Source organism: Allobosea sp. Root670, assembly GCF_001429415.1.
GTDB classification, from domain to species: domain Bacteria; phylum Pseudomonadota; class Alphaproteobacteria; order Rhizobiales; family Beijerinckiaceae; genus Allobosea; species Allobosea robiniae.
Map to the genome: position 1 here is coordinate 14,439 of NZ_LMJU01000003.1, position 18,164 is coordinate 32,602.

Genomic DNA, 18,164 nt, shown 5'->3' on the forward strand with positions numbered 1-18,164 from the left:
CTCGATCAAAGTGCATGTGCCGCGCTTCAGGTGACGATCTTCAAGCCGGTGCGCTGGCTGATCGAGCGAAACCTTGCATTTTCCGCCATGACGATCTCGCGGGTGCTTTCGGGAGTGTTGGGGCCGTCCCACGCCTGCATCCCGGCTTTGAGGAACCGTTCCCGCGTGACCGGCTGGTTCAGCGAGGCGGCTCCAGCCTTGTTCAGCTTGGCCAGCACCTCGGCCGGCAGGCGCGCCGGCCCCTGGATCAGGTAGTAGATGTTCAACTCCATCTCCGGCATCCCGAGCTCCCTGAAAGTCGGGATGTCCGGGAACAGCGGAAACCGGTTGGGGCTCGTCACGGCAAGCCCCCTCAGGGCACCGCCGTTCAGAAGTCCCGTCGCCGACCCCAGCGAGGCCACGCCCCAGGCCGTCTCGCCGGTCGACACGCTCAGCACCGCCGGCGCACCACCACGATACGGTACATGGCGCGACTGGTTGGCGGGGCCGGCAAGGGTTCGCAGCAATTCGGCGCCGATATGAGGGATCGAGCCGACGCCCGAGCTGGAATAATTCAGCTCCGCGGATGCCGGCGTACGGAGAAGCTCGATGGCCTCTTTCACTGTCTTCGCCGGAAAGTTCGGCGAAACGATCAGGACCATGGGAGCCGTACAGACGGTCGCAATCCAGTCGAAATCCTGGACCGGATCATATTTGACGCCGGTCTCATGCATCGCCGGCCAGATCGCGAACGAGGATGATTCCGACAGAAGCAGGCTATAGCCGTCCGGCTGCTGGCGCGTCAGCCACGTCGCCGCGACGGTTCCGCTGGCGCCCGGCCGGTTTTCGACGACCATTCGATATCCGTCCAGCTCCTTTGCCATACCCTCGATGATCAATCGCGAGGCGACATCCGTCGAGCCGCCGGCAGGATAGCCATTGGACAGGATCGGGGACCGGGTCGGAAACGTGCTCCCGAAGGCTTGCGTCGCGGAGAGGCCGACGGCGGCAAGCCCGATGATGCATTCGCGACGATCCATCGCATTCTCCTCCCCGAATTTCTCAGGCGTCATCGCCATTCATTATTTTATTCGAATGATAGTGCGGAGCTTCCGGACGTCAACCCGAAAGCGGCGAAACCGCAACGATTTCCCGACGGCGGCCAGAGGAAGCGCACGGGCATCTCCGGGCACCTGGAATGCCTTCGACTTTCGATCGGCGCTGCCTTGCCGTGGCCGGCTGCGCGGCCGGCCGGCATAGCCCCGGCCATTTCATTCGAAGAACAGTGTGCAGTTCGTTCCGGGGACTATGATTCGGCGCCGGAGCAAGCTATTTCACGGAGCGAGCGGGGATTTTGCGTGCGAGAAGAAGCGGGACATGTCTGAGGGCACCAGGACCACCGGCGGACATGCGGTCCTTGCGGATCTGCTGCGCGACGAAATCGGCGGGGGGACCTACCCTGTAGGCAGCCGCTTCCCGACGGAGCCCGAACTGCAGGAGCGGTTCGGCGTGGGTCGCCACACCATCCGTGAAGCTCTGAAGCTGCTCGCTGAGCAGGGCATCCTCGGGCGCCGGCGCAAGACGGGCACGACGGTGCTAGCCCAACGGCCGGTCGCGCCCTATGTGCATTCGCTGCGCGACCTCAAAGGGCTGTTCGATTTCGCCCAGAGCACCCAGCTGGACGTGCGCCATTACGGCTTCGCCTCCAGCGTGGCGAAATCGTTCGAATCCTTCTCCGGACTTCGGGAAGGCAGATGGTTGCGGGTTGCGGGCGTGCGATCGACACGCAACGACCAGCAGCCCCTATGCTGGTCGGAGGTTTTCGTGCCCGAGAAGCTGGCCCCGGCCCTCGAAACCATCCAGCAGGGAGACAGGGCGATCTACGAAGTCATCATGGATGAGCAGGGCCTCAAGCTCGACTATGTCGAGCAGGAGGTATCGGCGACGACCATGCCGGCGGCGATGGCCGATCTGTTGCACGCCGGTACCGAAACTGCGGCGCTGGCCGTGAAGCGGCGCTACGTCGCCAATAACGGGCAGACATTCGAATTGTCCTACAATCTCTATCCGGCGACGCGCTACTCGGTCAGGAGCGTCATCCGCCAGCGGATCTGAAAACGGTTCGGCGCGGTCTCATCGACCGGTAAAATTCGGTTTTCGTCTTTCAAGGAAAGCGGTTCGCCCTTCCGCGTGGTCGGCCGTTTGCAGCAAGGCCGCCTGGGTGTCGCGCTCCCAGTCCAGCACCTGGTCGAGCCCCCGGGCCAGGGCGGCCCGGGTCTGCGCTGTCGCCAGGGGAGCCAGTTGGCTGAAACGGCCGGCAAGCGCCAACGCCCGTTCGAGCAGCTCGCCCGAAGCCACCGTTTCGTCGGTCAATCCGATGCGGCCGGCGCGCTCGGCATCGACCACCTCGTCATACAGCAGGAACTGGCGCGCCCTTGCGGGCCCGATGCGGGCCGGCAGGGTATGCAGCAGGCCGAAATCCGCGATCAGTCCGATCTGCGGAAACCCCGCCCGGAAACGTGCGCCCGGCGTGGCGATCACCGTGTCCGCCGCGAGCGCGAGACCCAGCCCGGCCCCGACCGCCCAGCCCTCCACCGCTGCAATCACCGGCTTCGAGCCCCGGATCATCAGCCGCGTCAGCTCGTGCACGCCGCGAAAGCGCTCGCGACCGGCGGCCAGATCCGTCGATTGATTCATCGAGTTGATGTCTCCGCCCGAGCAGAAATTCCCGCCAGCGCCGATGATGACCGCCGCACGCAGATCGCGATCCCTCTCGAGCCTGAGAAAAGCTTCCAGCAGTCCTTCCCTCAGCGGTGCGGAGAGGGCGTTTCGCCTTGCGGGGTTGTTCAGGGTCAGGACCATGGTCGTGCCGTCGCGGGCAGTTTCCAACATCAGCCTCTTCCTTTTGATAATAAGTTCGAATTTAATAGCGAGCGAGATGGCCCCCGGCTAGAGGCCGCGCGACGATGTGCTCGAATCGAGATGGGAGAGGCGAATGTTCAGGGACGACGTCTTGAAGGGCCAGCACATCCTCGTGACGGGAGGCGGTACCGGACTCGGCCGGGAAATGGCGCATCGCTTCGCCGGCTACGGCGCGCGCGTGGCGATCTGCGGGCGCAGGGAGGCGGTCGTCCGGGAGACGGCCGAGACGATAGCCCGCGAGACCGGCGCTGCGGTCGATGCCTATGAGTGCGATATCCGCTCGCCTGAATCCGTGCGGGCGATGGTCGACCGGGCCTGGCTCGACCACGGTCCGCTGACCGGGCTGGTCAACAACGCGGCCGGCAACTTCATCAGCCGCACGGAGGATCTGACGGCGAACGGCTTCAACGCGATCTCCGATATCGTCCTGCGCGGCACCTTCTACGTCACCAATGCGATCGGGCAGCGCTGGATAGCCGAACAGCGAAAGGGCTCGGTGCTCTCGATCCTGGCGACGTTCACGCGGACCGGCGCACCCTTCGTCGTGCCCTCGGCCATGTCGAAGGCCGGCATCGAGGCGATGACGCGGTCGCTCGCCATCGAATGGGGGCGCTACGGCATCAGGCTCAATGCCATCTCGCCGGGTATCTTTCCGACGGAGGGCGCCTCGGCCCGCCTGCGTCCAACCGACAACCCGCATGACTATGAACGGTCAATCAATCCGATGGGCCGCCTTGGACAGAAGCCCGAGCTCACCACTCTGGCCACCTTCCTGATGGCGCCGGGCTGCGAGTGGCTCAGCGGCGAGACGATTGCCGTCGACGGTGCGCATGGCCTCGCGAACGGCGCCTATTTCACGAACTACCTCCCCTGGACCGACGCGCAATGGCAGCAGGCGCGCGAACGTATCCGGGGCCGTGACCGCAACGACAAGGCTGCGAGCGCCGCAGGCTGACAGGGGCATCCCAAGCCCCTTCGGTGGTGCGGGGGGCCATCGCCACGTGGAGCGCCTGATTGCGCTCCGCCAATGTCAGGCTGCGGGAGAAAAGCCTTTCGGCAGGCCGGCGCGGGCGAGCGCGCCGGTGAAGCGTTCTTCCGGAAGCCAGGTTTCGACGCGCTCCCGCAAGCGCAGCAACGCAGCCAGGTCGATGCCGGTGGCGAAGCCCATCGCCTCGAGCATGAAGGCGCAGTCTTCCGTGTTGATGTTGCCGGTCGCGCCGGGGGCGAAGGGGCAGCCGCCCAGCCCCCCGAGCGAGGCATCGAAGCGGCGGACCCCGGCCGAAAGCGCGGCGCCGACATTGGCCAGCCCGAGGCCGCGCGTGTCATGGAAATGCGCGGCGAGCGGCAGCGACCCGACAATGCCGGCGGCTCCCTCGAACAGGCGGCGGACGCGCGCAGGATCGCCATAGCCAACGGTATCCGCCAGCATGATCTCGTCGGCTCCGGCGCGCGCCAGTCGCCCGACGATCGCGAGCACGCGCGCCTCGGCGACTTCGCCTTGCAGCGTGCAGCCGAAACTGGTCGCCACGCCGCAGCCCAATGCGACCCGATCGGACAACCCTTGAGCCGCGCGCTCGGCGACGATGAGATCGAACTCATCCAGCGCCGCATCGGTCGAGCGGCGCGCATTGGCAAGGCTGTGGGCCTCGCTGGCGGAAACCACATAGTTGACCTTGGTCAGCCCGGCGGCGAAGGCGCGCCTTGCTCCCTTCAGGTTCACGACGAGGGCGGAGACGTGCGCGCCCCGGATCCCGGTAATCCCCGCTGCGACGGCATCGGCATCCGCGAACTGCGGGATGACATGCGCCGGCACGAAGGACGTGGCCTCAATCTCGGCCAGACCGGCCGCGGCTGCACTGCCGCACCAGTCGAGCTTCTTCTCCGTGTCGAGAACGGTCGAGACGAGTTGCAGCCCGTCGCGCAGCCCGACCTCCCTCAACAACACGCGTTCCGCCATCATCCACCTATTTCCCGATGAAGCGCGGCGGCCGCTTCTCGTTGAATGCCGTCACACCCTCGTGGCGGTCCTGCGTCGGGACCATCCGGGCATAGGCTTCGATCTCGAAGGTGAGGCCGTCGCGCAGGGCCATCTGCAGGCCGCGGTGGATCGACTGCTTCGCCTGCCGCACGGAGATCGGCGCGTTATTGGCGATGGTGGTCGCGGTCGCGAGCGCCGCCGGAAGGAGCTCGCCCTGGGGCAGGACTGCATTGACCAAGCCCCATTGCGCCGCTTCGCTCGCCGAGAAGGGCAGTCCTGTCAGGATGAGTTCCTTCGCCCGCCGCTCGCCGACGGCGCGGGCAATCGTCTGGGTTCCGCCGCCACCGGGCATGATGCCGAGCGTCACCTCGCTCTGGGCGAAACGGGCGTGTTCGGCGGCGTAGAGAAAGTCGCAGCAGGCGGCGATCTCGCAGCCGCCGCCATAGGCCGCCCCGTTGACCGCGCCGATCACGGGGACCGGGCAATCGAGCAGGGCACGCACCATCCGCTCGAACACGACATGCTGGCGCTGCCACGCCTCATCGCTCATGCCGCGCCGTTCCTTCAGGTCTCCACCGGCGCAGAAGGCGCGCTCCCCCTCGCCGGTCAGCACGATACAGCGCAACCCCGCGGCATCCAGCGCGACCGCCTCGAAGAAGGTCACCAGATCGCGCCCCATCTGCGTATTCAGCGCGTTCATGGCCTGCGGACGCGCAAGCGTCACCAGGGCGATATGCTCGGCCGGCGCGGAGATCCGGAGCGTCTCAAAGGCTGGAGACGCGAGTGAGGCGTTCATGCCGCGCTCCTGCCGAGCGCCAGGCGCAACCGCATGATCCAGGCGCCGACATCCGGCGACGTGCCGATAGCCAGCCCCTCCCCGAACAAGTTGAGCGTCGTATCGGCGCCGAGCCCCGGCTGCACGCGCCGCAAGCAATCCGTCCATTTGGCCGCGAGCTGCTGCTCCGTCATCGGGTCCTCCGGCGAACCCGGCGCGCGCGTCACCGTCCTCGCGACGGAACCGCCATCCTTCAGGGTCACGGTCACTGTGACGGGCGCGCTGCCGACCTCGCTGCCCCGGCTCGATTCGCCCGACGCCTCGACCAGCTGGATATCGGCGAGCCGTGCCTGCAGGTCCGGCCGAAGAACAGCCTCGTCGGTGAAGCTCGCCAGATCGATCCGGCCGTCGGCCAGGCTGGCGGCAACCGCATAGGGGCCGCTGAAGAGGGCATTCAGCCCGGTGCGGGGGAACGGGTGGATCAGGGGTTTGGTGCCGCCTGCCGGCATATCGACGCGAACATGCTTCACCGCCGCGAGATCGATGCCTGTGTCGCGACGCAGACCGAGCGTGCCCTCGATCATCCGGTGCAGCATGTAGCAGCATGGATAGCGCTTCTGTTCGAAGCCGGGCTCACTCAGTGCGAACGGCGCGCCAAGCACGACACCCGGCGGCCAGCGATCGGTCTCGCCGCCGGAGAAGGCCTTGAGATAGCCGTCGACCTCGAAGACCTCGGAAGCCGCATCGATGCCGCCCTGCGCGAGCCGTACGGCCTTGAGGCCATTCGAGGCCGCCAGCCCGACATGAAGCGACTTCACCATCGAGCCGAAGTTCTTTCGCAAGCCACAGGCCATGCTGGCCGCGATGGCCAGCGCCCGCCGGGTGGTGTCGAGATCGAGATGCAGGAGCCGCGCGACCGCGGCGGCGGCACCGACCGCTCCCAGCGTGCCCGTTGCGTGGAAGCCGAGCGCATAATGCCGAAAGCCCATGCTCTGCCCGAGACGGATCAGCACCTCGGTGCCGATCGCCACTGCGCCGAGCAGTTCCGCCCCCGTGACCTTGCGCTTGTCGAGGAGGGGCAGCAAGGCCGACAGCACGGGCGCCGTCGGATGGCAGACGCTCAGCATCGAGACGTCGTCATAATCGAGCACATGGCTCGCCATGCCGGTCAGAAGCGCGGCATCGTCGCTGCGGAAGGCTTCCGGTCCCCAGAAGCTGGGCACGGCGCCCGGCCAGGGCTCGAGAGAAGCGGCCAGCCGCCGCACCGGTTCCTCGGCGCCACCTGCCACGGTCACGGCAAGCGTATCGACGACCACGCGCGTGGCCTGGCTCAGGACCTCGTCCGGCACCCGGGCCTCGACGATGAACGCCGCCAGGCGTTCCGTGGGACCCGGAACCGGCGAAAGGCTTTTCAGAGGCTGCAAGGCTGTCATCCTGTCCTCGTTTCGGCTCAGTAGGAACGGGGCATGCCGAGCGCGTGCTGGGCGACCTGGGCAAGGATCAGATTGTTGGAGAGCGGCGCCGTGCGGAACAGCCGCGCCTCCTTCCATTTGCGCTCGACGTGATATTCGCTCGCGACGCCATAGCCGCCGAACGTCGTCATGCACGCCTCAGCCGCCTCCCAGGCGGCTTCGCTGGCGAGGAACTTGGCCATGCTCGTCTCGTTCGCGCAGGGCAGCTTGCGGTCGAACAGGGCGGCGGCCCGGTTGCGCATCAGCTCGGCCGCCTCGATGTTCATATGTGCCCGCGAGATCGGGAACTGGATACCCTGGTTCTGGCCGATCGGCCGATCGAAGACCTGCCGGTCGCTGGCGTATCGCGAGGCCTCGGCGGTGAACCAGCGGCCGTCCCCGATCGACTCGCTCGCGACCAGGAGGCGTTCGGAGTTCAGCGAGTCCACGAGATAATGGAAGCCGCGGCCTTCCTCGCCGATCCGGTCCTCCTCCCCCACCTCCAGATTGTCGATGAAGACCTCGTTGGTGTGGTGGTTCAGCATGGTTCGGATCGGCCGGGCGTGCAGGGCCTTGCCCGCCTTCTCGATGTCGATGAGGAAGAGCGAGAGGCCATCCGTCTTGCGGCTCACCTCCTCGAACGGCGTCGTCCGGACGATCAGCAGATACATGTGCGACTGCATGTAGCGCGAGGTCCAGATCTTCTGGCCGTTGATCACATAGCCGCCGCCCGGTCGGCGCTTCGCGAAGGTCTTGATCCTGAGCGTGTTGGAACCGGCATCCGGCTCGGTGACGCCGAAGGCCTGCAGCCGCAATGAACCGTCGGCGATGCGCGGGAGATAGCGGCGCTTCTGCTCCTCGCTGCCATGGTTCAGTACCGAGGCCATCGTGTACATCTGCGCGTGGCAGGCGGCGCCGTTGCCTCCCGAGCGATTGATTTCCTCGAGGATGATGCAGCCTTCCATCAGGCCGAGCCCGGAACCGCCATACTCCTCCGGGATCAGGGCCGAAAGCCAGCCTGCTCTGGTCATCGCCTGGACAAAGTCTTCCGGGTATTCGCCGGCCTCGTCGCATTTGCGCCAGTAATCGACGCCGAACTCGGCGCAGAGCTTGCGGACCGCCGCCCGGATCTGTTGCTGGGTTTCCGTATAGTCGAAATCCATGGTGCTCTGTCCTGGAAGTAGCTGATTCAGCCAACCGCCCCGGCGAGGCGAAGGCGGTCGATTTCGTCGGATGCGTAGCCAAGGCCCGAGAGCAGGGACGCCGTGTCGGCGCCAAGCGCGGGCGGCGGCTCGAGCCTGGCCGAGCGGCTTCCTGCCAGCTTGAGGGGCAAGGCGACGATGCGATGGCTCTCGCGCTCAGCCGCCGGCAGATCGGCGATGATCCCCGCCGCCTCGACCTGCGGATGCGCGAGCATCTGCGCCACCGAATTGAGCTCGCTGCATGGAGCCCCCGCTGCGCGCAGCCGCGAGACGATATCGGCTGCCGGCAATTGCTGCGTGACCGCGCTGATCGCGGCGACGAGCGCTTCGCGGTTTGCGACACGCGCGGTGTTGGTGGCGAAACGCCTATCCGCCACGAGCTCGCGGCAATCCAGCCCGCCGCAGACGCGCTCGAACAGCCCGTCGTTTCCGGCCGCGATGAACACATGGCCGTCGCGCGCCGGGAAGAGCTGATAGGGAGCGGCCATCGCCATGCCGGAGCCGAGCTTTTGCGGCAGCGTTCCGGTCGCGAGATAGGTCGCGACGAATACGCTCATCCAGCCGATGCCGGTGTCGAGCAGGCTCGCTTCCACGAGCATCCCGCGCCCGCTCCGGCCGCGCTCGATGACGCCGGCCAGAACACCCAGCGCGGCCCACATCCCGGTGCCGAGATCGATCAGCGAGACGGCCACGCGCACCGGCGCGTCGCCCTCGTTTCCGGTCGTGCTCATGATGCCCGTGAAAGCTTGCATCAGCGGATCATAACCCGGCAGGGCAGCCAGCGGCCCGGCTTGTCCGAAGGCGCTGATGGCACAGTAGATCAGGCGCGGATTGCCTGCAGCGAGATCGGCATGGCCCAATCCGCGGCTTTCGGCGCTGCCGGGCTTCATCGAGTGGATGATGACGTCGGCATCGGCAGCGAGGCGCTTGAGCACGGCCAACCCCTCGGGGTGGTCCAGATCCAGGCAGATGCTGCTCTTGTTCCGGTTAAGGGCGAGGAATGTCGCCGACTGGTCCCCATGTCGCGGCGGCCAGTCACGCGTGTCGTCGCCGCGTCCGGGACGCTCCACCTTGATCACCGTCGCGCCCATGTCGCCGAGCACCTGGGTGCAGAACGGCCCGGCCACATTTTGCGTGAGGTCGACGACCTTCAGCCCCGACAGAATTGCTCCAAGCATTCCCGCTTTCCAATTTTATTCATTCGATTGATATAGCGCACTCGCAAGCGAGGCAACTGCTCGCGCTGAGATTTCGATATAAAATTCGGATGAATAAATCCGGCGTCGTTTTATCCCTTCAGGGCAATCTCCGCCATCGCGCGCAGCACGTTGCGCTGGACCTTCGGCCCGTTCGGTCCGTCCGTCGCCGGAAACGTGTCTACGGCGAGGATGCGTGCAGGTTGCTTGAACTTGGCGAGTCGTCCCCGGCAATGCTCCTGCACCGCGGCTTCGGCAAAGCCGCCTTCCGCCGCAATGACGAAGGCGACCGCCCTGTATCCGTCCGGACCATGGGCTCCGACGACCTGGCACTCGCTCACCATCGGATGGGACGCGACCATCTCGGCGATCTCCGCCGGACTGACGAGGAACCCTCCCAGGCGCAGGGCATCGTTCATGCGCGCATGAAACTCGAAGCTCCCATCCGCGCGCAGGCAGCCGGCATCGCCCGTCCGCAGGAAGCCATCGTCGGTGAATGCGGCCGCGGTCGCCTCCGGGTCACCGAAATAGCCGAGCATCATGCTCGGAGCCGCGACCTCGAGCTCCCCGCTCTCGTCGACGGCGAGAAGGCGGCCGGTGTCCGGATCGCGGACGCGGACGATCGCCGCAGCGGAGACCGGATGGCCGCCGCCGCGCGCACGGCGCTCCGGCCCCGCCTCCCTGGGCTGAAGAGAGAACAGCCCCTGAAATTCGGACATCCCGTAGGCGCCCACCGCAAGCAGCCCGCGCTGATCGGCCGCTCGGACGAAGTCGTCGGGCGAATTGTTGAAGGAGCCGAATACGACGAAGCGTAATTCCGGAAAGGGCACGGCGTCGTCGCTCGTCTGGAGCAGGCGATAGAAGACATCGTCGACGCCGGCCATATTGGTGACGCCGCGCTGGCGGATCGCGGCCGCGGCGACCTCCGGATCGAAACTGCGCATCAGAACCGTGGGAGCGCCGCCGGCCAGCGCGCCGATCGTCTGGGTGAGGCCGAATGCGCCGCATAGCGGCATGATCGACATGCCGGCGCTGCCCGGTTCACCATAGAAGCCCGGCGCGGCGGCAACGTCGAAGGCATGCGTGACCAGGCCTTGCTGGGAGTGCAGCACGAATTTCGGTTTCTTCGTGGTGCCTGACGTGGTGAGGATCAAGCACCCTGTCGCTGGCGATATCGCCGGCCCGTCCCATTCACCGCATTCCAGCAGCGAGGCATAGCTGGCCTGGCGGCGGCCCTCCAGAACGGGCGCGGCCTCTTCCGTCAAGGTCACGATCGTCGTCACCGCGGCCAATTCTGCGGGCGGGACGTTCGCCAGGATCTCGCGATAGGCGATCGGCGCGAAGTCGGGAGACATGACGAGAGCACGCGCGCCCGAGCGGCCGAGGATGTCGCCGACCTCCGCCGCGCGGAAGCGGGTGTTGAGCGACACCACGATCGCCCCCAGGCGACCACAGCCGAGCAGGGTCTCGATCCAGGCCGAGCAGTTCGGCAGCCAGACCGCGACACGGTCTCCCTGCCCGATGCCGAGCCGGGCAAGACCGGCGGCGAGGCGCCGGCTGCGCCGCGCGAGCTGCGCGTAGGAAACCGGACGGTCCTCGTCGAACAGCGCCGGCGCTTCGCCATGCTGCAGCGCCAGATTGTCGATCCAGCCACCCAGCGCCACCGGGCGTATGCCCTTCCGCTCCACCGCCATCGCGCGGTTACTTCTTGACTAGCGGGCAGCGCGAGCGGGACAGCGGCTGGAAGGCTTCGTCGCCGGGAATCGTAGCCAGGACGTTGTAGAGGTCCCATGGCTCCTTCACCTCGGACGGCTTCTTGACCTCGACCAGATACATGTCGTGGACCATCCGGCCGTCCTCGCGGATCCTGCCGTTGGTGGCGAAGATGTCGTTGATCGGCCGCTCGCGCATCTGCTTCATCACAGCACCTGTTTCGTCGGTGCCAGCCTGTTTGACCGCGCCGAGATAATGCAGCACCGTCGAATACACCGCCGCCTGCTCGGCATTCGGCATCCGCTTCATCGTCTCGTAGAATCGGCGCGACCAGGCGCGGGTCTGCTCGTTGCGGTTCCAGTAGAACGCCTCGGTGAAGATCAGCCCCTGCGCGCCCTCGACACCGATCGCGTTGATGTCGTTGATCAGCGTGTAGAGCGACGCCATCCGCTGCTTGCCGCCAACACCGATGCCGAACTCGCGCGCCGTCTTCAGCGCGTTGGCCGTGTCATTTCCGGCATTGGCGAGCGCGATGACCTTCGCGCCTGAGCTTTGCGCAGCGACCAGGAAAGACGAGAAATCGGTCGTCGCCAGCGGGTGGCGCGTCGTGCCCACGAGCTTTCCGCCGGTATCCGCGAGAGCCGCCCCGGCATCCTGGATCAGGTCCGCGCCGAAGACGCTGTCGAGGGCGAGGATATGCCAGCTGTCGAGGCCCCGCTCCGTCAGCGCCTTCACGGTCGCACGGGTCAGGGCATAGCTGTCCAGCGCGTAGTGGATCGAGATCGGCGAGCAGCTCTCGTTGGTGAGCCGCACCGCGCCCGGCCCGCTGAAGGCGACGATCTTGTTCTTCTGCTTGGCGATTTCCAGCACCGCCAGCGCCGGGCCGGTCGCGACGGTCTCAAGGATCGCATCGACCTTCCCGTTGTCGAACCATTCGCGCGCGCGGCTCGACGCGATGTCGGGTTTGTTCAGATGATCCGCTGCCAGCACCTCGATCGGCTTGCCGAGGACGGTGCCGCCGAAATCAGAGACCGCCATCCGTGCCGCTGTCGCGGCGCCTTCGCCGGAATAGTCCGAATACGGCCCCGACATGTCGAGGAGGAGGCCAATCCGGACGACATCATCGGAAATAGTGGCCTGGGCTGCAGCGCGCTGGCAGAGATGTGCTCCCATCAGCAGCCCGACGATCAGAGCAAGCGTCCAACGCATGTTCATCACTCCCCTGTTCGGAGAGGTTCACCCTCCCCACCTTGTTGTTGGAAACGTCCTGCCGGCTCATCCGGCGGCGAATTCGAATATCCCGTTATTGAGGATCACGATGTCCCGCTCGACCGCGCGGCAGCGGAAAGCGGCCGAACCCGGCTTCACGGACCAAATCTCGGTCCTGATCGTCTCGCCGGGATAGACCGGGGCGGAGAAGCGGCAGTCGAAACGCTGGAACCGCGCTGGCGATCCCCCGCACAGGGTGCGCAGCAACGCATAGGCTGCGATGCCCCAGGTTGCCGCTCCATGCAGGATCGGGCGCGGGAAGCCCGCGGCGCGAGCCACCGCGGGATCGGCGTGAAGCGGATTGTAGTCGCCCGACAGCCGGTAGATCAGCGCCGCCTGCGGGATCGTCGGGTGGTCGACGATGTGGTCGGGCTGCGTCTCCGGCGGCGGCGGAAGAACCCGGATGCCGGACGTGGCAGGGCCGCCGAAGCCGCCATCTCCCCGCGCGAAGATGGAGTTCGTGACCGTCGCGATGAGATCGCCCGTCCCGGCGTCTACCACGTCGCGTACGGTGTAGATGACGGCACCCTTATCGGCGCCCTTATCGACGACCTCCTCGATCCGCGTACGCCCGATGACACGTCCCTCCGCAGGAAGCGGCCGGTGCAGGAGCAGTCCCTGCTCGCCGTTCAGGATGCGCTTCCAGTCGATCCCGGTCGCAGGGTCCTGCAACCAGAAGCCGGGGTAACCGAGAACGCCCGCGAAGCTGGGCAAGGCCTGCAGCCCGCGCTCGTAGACGAAGCTCAGATCCTCGGACCGACTCTCGTCGCCGCCCAGGCCGAGGCCGAGCGCGTAAAGCATGGCGTCGCGCGCGGTGAAGCTGTGGTCCTTCGGCTCGATCCGCCAGGATTTGATGGCATCGTAGTCGATCGGCATCAGCGTCATCCGGATTATCGTGAGTGGGGAGCGCGCTCCTGCCTTATCATTCAATATTCATTCGACTGAAATGACAACGCCCCTTCCTATTAAAGTCGAATTTTTTCTTGCGCGCGCGCCGGCCGGGTGGGAGAAGGCTAGCGCCTTCGTGCGTCCGCGCGAGAGGCGCGAGAGGACAGCGACGGGGATCGACAATGAGTGATTCTTTGCAGGGTAAGGTCGTCCTGGTCACAGGCGCCGGCCGCGGGATCGGCCGCGAGATCGCCCTTTTGGCGGCGGCGGAAGGGGCCGCGGTCGTGGTCAACGATCTGGGCGGGGACGCGGAAGGCGGAGGACGCAGCGCCGGCCCTGCAGAGGACGTCGTCGCCGAGATCAAGGCGGCCGGCGGTCGTGCCGTCGCGAACGGGGACAGCATCACCGACCCGGCAGCAGCAGAACGCATGGTCCAGCAGGCGGTCGACAGCTTCGGCAGGATCGATGCCGTGATCAACAATGCCGGCATCCTGCGCGACCGCATCTTCCACCGCATGTCGCATGACGATTGGTCGTCAGTGATCAACGTGCATCTCAACGGCTATTTCAACGTCTCGAAGGCGGCCTGCCCCTTCTTCAAGGAGCAGCAGAGCGGCGCCTTCGTGCACTTCACCTCGACATCGGGCCTCGTCGGCAATCTCGGTCAGGCGAACTACATGGCCGCCAAGCTCGGCGTCATCGGCCTCTCAAAGGCGATCGCCCTGGACATGCAGCGCTTCAACGTGCGCTCCAACTGCGTCTCGCCTTTCGCCTGGAGCCGGCTCGTCGGCACGATCCCGACCGAAACGGAGGCCGAGAAGCTGCGCGTCGAGCGGATCAAGGCGATGACCGCGGCTAAGATCGCGCCGCTCACCGTGTTTCTCGCCAGTGATCTCGCCAAGGACGTCAACGGGCAGATCTTCGGCTCGCGCAAGAACGAGCTGTTCCTGTTCAGCCAGCCACGGCCGATCAGGGCGGCGCAGCGGAGCGACGGCTGGACGCCGCAGACGATCGCCGAGCACATGCTGCCGGCCTTCAAATTGTCCTTCTATCCGCTCGAGCGCTCGGCGGACGTCTTCTCCTGGGACCCGATCTGAGACGGGCCATATGCCGGCCGCAGGCGATGCCTGCGGCCGGCAGCGGCGTTCACGTCCGGGCGGGCCGCAGCAAGTCGCGGCCGATGATCAGCTTCAGGATATGGTTGCTCCCCGCCGAGATCCGGTCGACGCGGGCATCCGCATAGGCCCGCGCGATCGGGTATTCCCACATATAGCCCCAGCCGCCGAAGAGCTGCAGGCACTGGTCGATCACCCGGCCTTCCAGCTCGCTGGCCCTCAGCTTGGCCGCTGCGGCATCGACCGCTGACAATTCGCCGCGCAGATGCCGCGCGATGCAGTCGTCGACGAAGACCCGGTGCACCATGGTTTCCGACCAGAGATCCGCCAGCAGGAACTGGGTGTTCTGGAAATCGGCGATCTTGCGGCCGAACGCCTCGCGCTCGCTGACATAGTCCACCGTCGATTGCAGGGCACGCTCCGTCGCGGCCATCGCCCGCACGGCCGAGCTCAGCCGCTCCTGCGCGAGCAGGTTCATCATCATCCCGAATCCGGCGCCCTCCTGGCCGAGCAGGTTGGAGACCGGGACCCGCAAGTCCGCGAAGAACAATTCCGAGGTATCCTGCGCCTTGCGGCCGATCTTTTCGAGCATCCGCCCGCGTGTGAAGCCAGGCCGGTCCGTCTCGACCAGGACCATGCTGATGCCCTTGCCGCGTGCGGTCGGGTCGGTCTTGCAGGCCAGCAGCAGCAGATGCGCCTGATGGCCGTTGCTGATAAAGACCTTCTGGCCGTTGATGACGTAATCGTCGCCATCGCGGACCGCGCTCGTCCGCATCGCCTGCAGGTCGCTCCCGGCCGACGGCTCTGTCATGCCGATCGCGGTGATCACCTCGCCGCGCGCCATCGCAGGCAGCCAGCGCTCCTTCTGCTTAGGCGTCCCGTAGACGCTGAGATAGGGCACGACGATATCGGAATGGCCGCTGAAGGCCGGGCCGGATCCGCCCGCAGCAGTCATCTCCTCGTTGACGATGACGTTGTGGAGGAAGTCCCCGCCGCCACCGCCATGCTCGATGGGCTGGTCGCAGCAGAGCAGGCCGGCCTCACCCGCCTTGCGCCACACCTCCGGCGGCACCGTCCCCGCCTTCTCCCACGCGACCCGGTGGGGCAGGATCTCGGCCTCGACGAAGCGGCGCACGGTGCGCCGGAACTGGTCGTGTTCTTCCTGAAAGATCGATCGTTTCGACATGCGTCTCTCCCTATTGTTCAGATGGCGTCAGGCGAGGCCCAGCTCCGCCAGGATGGCCCTGCGATCCTGATCGAGATCCGGCGCGACGCGGCGCGTCGGGGGATCCTCGAAAGTCGAGAATTTGAGCGGCGTCCCCGCGATCCGAACCGGCCCTAGCACCGGGTCGGTGACCGAGATCAGCATGTTGCGTGCCGCCACTTGGGGGTGGCTCAGCGCCTCGTCGATGGAATTGATCGGCCCCGCGGGAACACCGGCAGCGTCGAAATGCGCGAGCCAGTTCGCCGTGCTGTCTCCCCGCAGGCGCTCCTCGATCAGCTCATGGAGGATTTCCCGGTTCGCGACGCGCAGCTCGTTGCGGCGGAAGCGTTCGTCCTCGATCAGCTCCGGCAGGCCGAGCGCCCGGGCGAGCAGCCCGAACATCTTGTCATTGCCGCAGGCCAGCACGATGTGCCCATCCGCCGTTGCGAAGGCCTCGAACGGCATGATCGCCGGGTGGCGGGAGCCCATGCGTCCGCCGACCTCGCCAGCCATGGTGTAGCGCGAGATCGTGCTTTCCAGCATCGCCAGCAGGCAGTCATACATCGCGATATCGACGCGCGAGGCCTCGCCGGTGCGCTCGCGATGCAGCAGCGCGGCGTTGACGGCGGCAGCGGTGAAGATGCCCGAGCCGACATCCGCGATCGAGATACCGACGCGGCAGGGCTCGCCCCCGCTCGGGCCGGTCACGCTCATCATCCCGGACATGCCCTGGATGACCATGTCGTAGGATGGGCGGTCGCGCGCCGGGCCGGCATGGCCGAACCCGGATGTGGACGCATAGATCAGGCGTGGATAGCGCTCGTGAAGATGCTCCCAGCCATAGCCCAGCCTTTCGAGCACGCCGGGCCGGAAATTCTCGGTCAGGATATCGGCGCGCTCCAGCAACTTCTCGAACACCGCCCGGTCCGCCTCGGACTTGAGATCGAGCGCGATCGATTCCTTGCCGCGGTTGACCGAGCCGAAATAGCAGGGCCGGCCCTGGATGAAGGGCCCGAACTGACGTGAATCGTCCCCGAGCCCCGGCGGTTCGACCTTGATCACCCGAGCGCCCATGTCGGCGAGCATCATCGTGCAGTATGGCCCGGCCAGGACGCGGGTCAGATCAACGACGGTTATGCCCGAAAGGGGCCCCTTTGCGGTCATCGCGCATTTCCTCCGGTCTTATGCGTCGGCGGCGGCATCGAGGCCGCGCGCTCCGCCCCTTCAAAACACAGATTTTTAGGATGGACAATATTTGTTCGTATTAATAGACAAGTCGCCGGCGCGGCGATGCCGCGCCCCGTGCGTCGACAGGTGACGGGAGGCACGATTGGGACCGCTGTCCGGGATTAAAGTCGTAGAATTCGCCGGGATCGGGCCAGGGCCCATGTGTGCCATGCTGCTCGCCGATCTGGGGGCGGACATCGTCCGCATCGAGCGGCAGGGCAGCGAACTCGGCGTGCCGAAATCACCGGCCCATGACGTGCTGCGCCGCAATCGGCAATGCGTGACGCTGGACCTCAAGACTGAAGCCGGCCTCATGGCCGCCCGGACGCTGGTCGCCCGCGCCGACGCCCTGATCGAGGGCTCGCGCCCCGGCGTCATGGAACGCCTCGGCCTCGGGCCTGAAGCCTGCCTGGCCGCCAATCCTCGCCTGGTCTACGGCCGGATGACGGGCTGGGGCCAGGACGGGCCGCTCGCCCAGGCTGCAGGCCATGACCTCAACTACATCGCGATCACGGGCGCCCTCCATGCGATGGGCCGGCAGGGCCAGCCGCCGACACCGCCGCTCAATCTCGTCGGCGATTTCGGCGGTGGCGCGCTCTATCTGGCATTCGGTCTGGCCTGCGCGCTTCTCGAGGCGCAGCGTTCCGGCGCAGGGCAGGTCGTCGATGCGGCCATGACCGAAGGCGCGAGTTCGATGATGGCCGTGTTCCACGGCCTTTACGCCGCCGGGCGCTGGGAGCTCGATCGCGGTGCCAACATTCTCGATTCCGGCGCCTTCTTCTACGATTGCTACGAATGCAGCGACGGCAAATGGGTCAGCGTCGCCGCGCTCGAACCGAAATTCTACGCGCTCCTGATCGATGCGCTGGAGATCGAGGCCGAGACGCTACCGCCCCAGCATGACAAGGCGCGCTGGCCGGAAGGGCGCGCAATCCTGGCGGCGCGCTTCGCCGAAAAGACCCAGGCCGAATGGTGCGCGCTTCTCGAAGGCACCGACGCCTGCTTCGCGCCGGTGCTGTCGCTCGCCGAAGCCCCGCACCACCCTCACATGCAGGCCCGCGGTGCCTTCGTCGCCGTCGACGGCATCACGCAGCCGGCGCCGGCGCCGCGCTTCAGCCGGACCAGCCCAACGGCCCCGCTACCGCCCGTCGTGCTGGACGACGTCTCGACCGTTCTGTCGCGATGGGAGAGGCGTGCCTGACCCGGCCTACGCGACTGGACATTCATTCGAATAAATGCCATCGA

Annotated in this window: 16 protein-coding genes; 4 read left to right on the forward strand and 12 right to left on the reverse strand. The window is 66.4% G+C overall.

What is annotated here, in order from left to right; genetic code table 11:
* Positions 1–26: 26 nt before the first annotated feature.
* A complete protein-coding gene (locus ASE61_RS06910; RefSeq protein ID WP_162260076.1) occupies positions 27–878 on the reverse strand; it encodes a Bug family tripartite tricarboxylate transporter substrate binding protein in 852 nt (283 codons plus the stop codon).
* 478 nt (positions 879–1,356) lie between these two features.
* Here ASE61_RS06910 and ASE61_RS06915 point away from each other — a divergent pair, with 478 nt between their 5' ends.
* Positions 1,357–2,094 (forward strand): GntR family transcriptional regulator, encoded by a 738-nt coding sequence (locus tag ASE61_RS06915; RefSeq protein ID WP_061966112.1) that lies wholly within the window; start codon positions 1,357–1,359, stop codon positions 2,092–2,094.
* Between the two features lie 18 nt (positions 2,095–2,112).
* On the opposite strand, the gene ASE61_RS06920 is transcribed toward ASE61_RS06915, so the two are convergent.
* On the reverse strand, positions 2,113–2,871 hold the full coding sequence (locus tag ASE61_RS06920; RefSeq protein ID WP_061966114.1) for an enoyl-CoA hydratase/isomerase family protein: 759 nt from the start codon (positions 2,869–2,871) through the stop codon (positions 2,113–2,115).
* Between the two features lie 103 nt (positions 2,872–2,974).
* Between ASE61_RS06920 and ASE61_RS06925 the strand changes: the two genes are divergently transcribed.
* Positions 2,975–3,856 carry an SDR family oxidoreductase gene (locus ASE61_RS06925; protein ID WP_061966116.1) on the forward strand — a complete coding sequence of 294 codons (882 nt, stop codon included), beginning with the start codon at positions 2,975–2,977 and terminating at the stop codon, positions 3,854–3,856.
* Between the two features lie 75 nt (positions 3,857–3,931).
* Here the strand turns inward: ASE61_RS06925 and ASE61_RS06930 are convergent, their stop codons facing one another.
* The 8 genes from ASE61_RS06930 to ASE61_RS06965 form a co-directional block, all read right to left on the reverse strand.
* Positions 3,932–4,861, reverse strand: coding sequence for a hydroxymethylglutaryl-CoA lyase (locus ASE61_RS06930; protein ID WP_244492747.1), 930 nt, complete (start codon positions 4,859–4,861; stop codon positions 3,932–3,934).
* Positions 4,862–4,865: 4 nt separating this feature from the next.
* A complete protein-coding gene (locus ASE61_RS06935) occupies positions 4,866–5,675 on the reverse strand; it encodes an enoyl-CoA hydratase/isomerase family protein (RefSeq protein WP_061966118.1) in 810 nt (269 codons plus the stop codon).
* The gene (locus ASE61_RS06940; RefSeq protein ID WP_162260077.1) at positions 5,672–7,078 is read right to left on the reverse strand and encodes an MmgE/PrpD family protein; all 1,407 of its coding nucleotides are present in this window, start codon (positions 7,076–7,078) and stop codon (positions 5,672–5,674) included. The genes ASE61_RS06935 and ASE61_RS06940 overlap by 4 nt, the downstream gene beginning before the upstream one ends.
* Positions 7,079–7,104: 26 nt before the next feature.
* Positions 7,105–8,268 (reverse strand): acyl-CoA dehydrogenase family protein, encoded by a 1,164-nt coding sequence (locus tag ASE61_RS06945; protein WP_061966122.1) that lies wholly within the window; start codon positions 8,266–8,268, stop codon positions 7,105–7,107.
* A gap of 26 nt (positions 8,269–8,294) precedes the next feature.
* Complete coding sequence (locus ASE61_RS06950) at positions 8,295–9,485, reverse strand: CaiB/BaiF CoA transferase family protein (protein ID WP_061966124.1); 1,191 nt, start codon at positions 9,483–9,485, stop codon at positions 8,295–8,297.
* A 110-nt stretch (positions 9,486–9,595) separates the two neighbouring features.
* A complete protein-coding gene (locus ASE61_RS06955) occupies positions 9,596–11,197 on the reverse strand; it encodes an AMP-binding protein (RefSeq protein ID WP_082617268.1) in 1,602 nt (533 codons plus the stop codon).
* Between the two features lie 7 nt (positions 11,198–11,204).
* Positions 11,205–12,425: an ABC transporter substrate-binding protein gene (locus ASE61_RS06960; RefSeq protein ID WP_200959608.1), complete on the reverse strand. Its 1,221-nt coding sequence runs from the start codon at positions 12,423–12,425 to the stop codon at positions 11,205–11,207.
* A gap of 66 nt (positions 12,426–12,491) precedes the next feature.
* Entirely contained in the window at positions 12,492–13,370 is an 879-nt protein-coding gene (locus ASE61_RS06965) for a MaoC family dehydratase (RefSeq protein WP_244492748.1), read from the reverse strand.
* A gap of 185 nt (positions 13,371–13,555) precedes the next feature.
* Here ASE61_RS06965 and ASE61_RS06970 point away from each other — a divergent pair, with 185 nt between their 5' ends.
* On the forward strand, positions 13,556–14,470 hold the full coding sequence (locus tag ASE61_RS06970; protein WP_061966129.1) for an SDR family NAD(P)-dependent oxidoreductase: 915 nt from the start codon (positions 13,556–13,558) through the stop codon (positions 14,468–14,470).
* Positions 14,471–14,519: 49 nt separating this feature from the next.
* Here ASE61_RS06970 and ASE61_RS06975 read toward each other — a convergent pair whose 3' ends face one another.
* Positions 14,520–15,674, reverse strand: coding sequence for an acyl-CoA dehydrogenase family protein (locus tag ASE61_RS06975; RefSeq protein WP_061966131.1), 1,155 nt, complete (start codon positions 15,672–15,674; stop codon positions 14,520–14,522).
* A gap of 27 nt (positions 15,675–15,701) precedes the next feature.
* A complete protein-coding gene (locus tag ASE61_RS06980; protein WP_061966133.1) occupies positions 15,702–16,856 on the reverse strand; it encodes a CaiB/BaiF CoA transferase family protein in 1,155 nt (384 codons plus the stop codon).
* 166 nt (positions 16,857–17,022) lie between these two features.
* Here ASE61_RS06980 and ASE61_RS06985 point away from each other — a divergent pair, with 166 nt between their 5' ends.
* Complete coding sequence (locus ASE61_RS06985) at positions 17,023–18,120, forward strand: CaiB/BaiF CoA transferase family protein (RefSeq protein ID WP_061966135.1); 1,098 nt, start codon at positions 17,023–17,025, stop codon at positions 18,118–18,120.
* Positions 18,121–18,164 lie beyond the last annotated feature (44 nt).

Bases quoted from the DNA above. Each gene is read 5' to 3' on its own strand.
- ASE61_RS06975 (WP_061966131.1), bottom strand. From the start codon at position 15,674: ATGTCGAAACGATCGATCTTTCAGGAAGAACACGACCAGTTCCGGCGC.
- ASE61_RS06935 (WP_061966118.1), bottom strand. From the start codon at position 5,675: ATGAACGCCTCACTCGCGTCTCCAGCCTTTGAGACGCTCCGGATCTCC.
- ASE61_RS06945 (WP_061966122.1), bottom strand. From the start codon at position 8,268: ATGGATTTCGACTATACGGAAACCCAGCAACAGATCCGGGCGGCGGTC.
- ASE61_RS06955 (WP_082617268.1), bottom strand. From the start codon at position 11,197: ATGGCGGTGGAGCGGAAGGGCATACGCCCGGTGGCGCTGGGTGGCTGG.
- ASE61_RS06960 (WP_200959608.1), bottom strand. From the start codon at position 12,425: ATGCGTTGGACGCTTGCTCTGATCGTCGGGCTGCTGATGGGAGCACAT.
- ASE61_RS06930 (WP_244492747.1), bottom strand. From the start codon at position 4,861: ATGATGGCGGAACGCGTGTTGTTGAGGGAGGTCGGGCTGCGCGACGGG.
- ASE61_RS06970 (WP_061966129.1), top strand. From the start codon at position 13,556: ATGAGTGATTCTTTGCAGGGTAAGGTCGTCCTGGTCACAGGCGCCGGC.
- ASE61_RS06920 (WP_061966114.1), bottom strand. From the start codon at position 2,871: ATGTTGGAAACTGCCCGCGACGGCACGACCATGGTCCTGACCCTGAAC.
- ASE61_RS06925 (WP_061966116.1), top strand. From the start codon at position 2,975: ATGTTCAGGGACGACGTCTTGAAGGGCCAGCACATCCTCGTGACGGGA.
- ASE61_RS06980 (WP_061966133.1), bottom strand. From the start codon at position 16,856: ATGACCGCAAAGGGGCCCCTTTCGGGCATAACCGTCGTTGATCTGACC.
- ASE61_RS06915 (WP_061966112.1), top strand. From the start codon at position 1,357: ATGTCTGAGGGCACCAGGACCACCGGCGGACATGCGGTCCTTGCGGAT.
- ASE61_RS06965 (WP_244492748.1), bottom strand. From the start codon at position 13,370: ATGACGCTGATGCCGATCGACTACGATGCCATCAAATCCTGGCGGATC.
- ASE61_RS06950 (WP_061966124.1), bottom strand. From the start codon at position 9,485: ATGCTTGGAGCAATTCTGTCGGGGCTGAAGGTCGTCGACCTCACGCAA.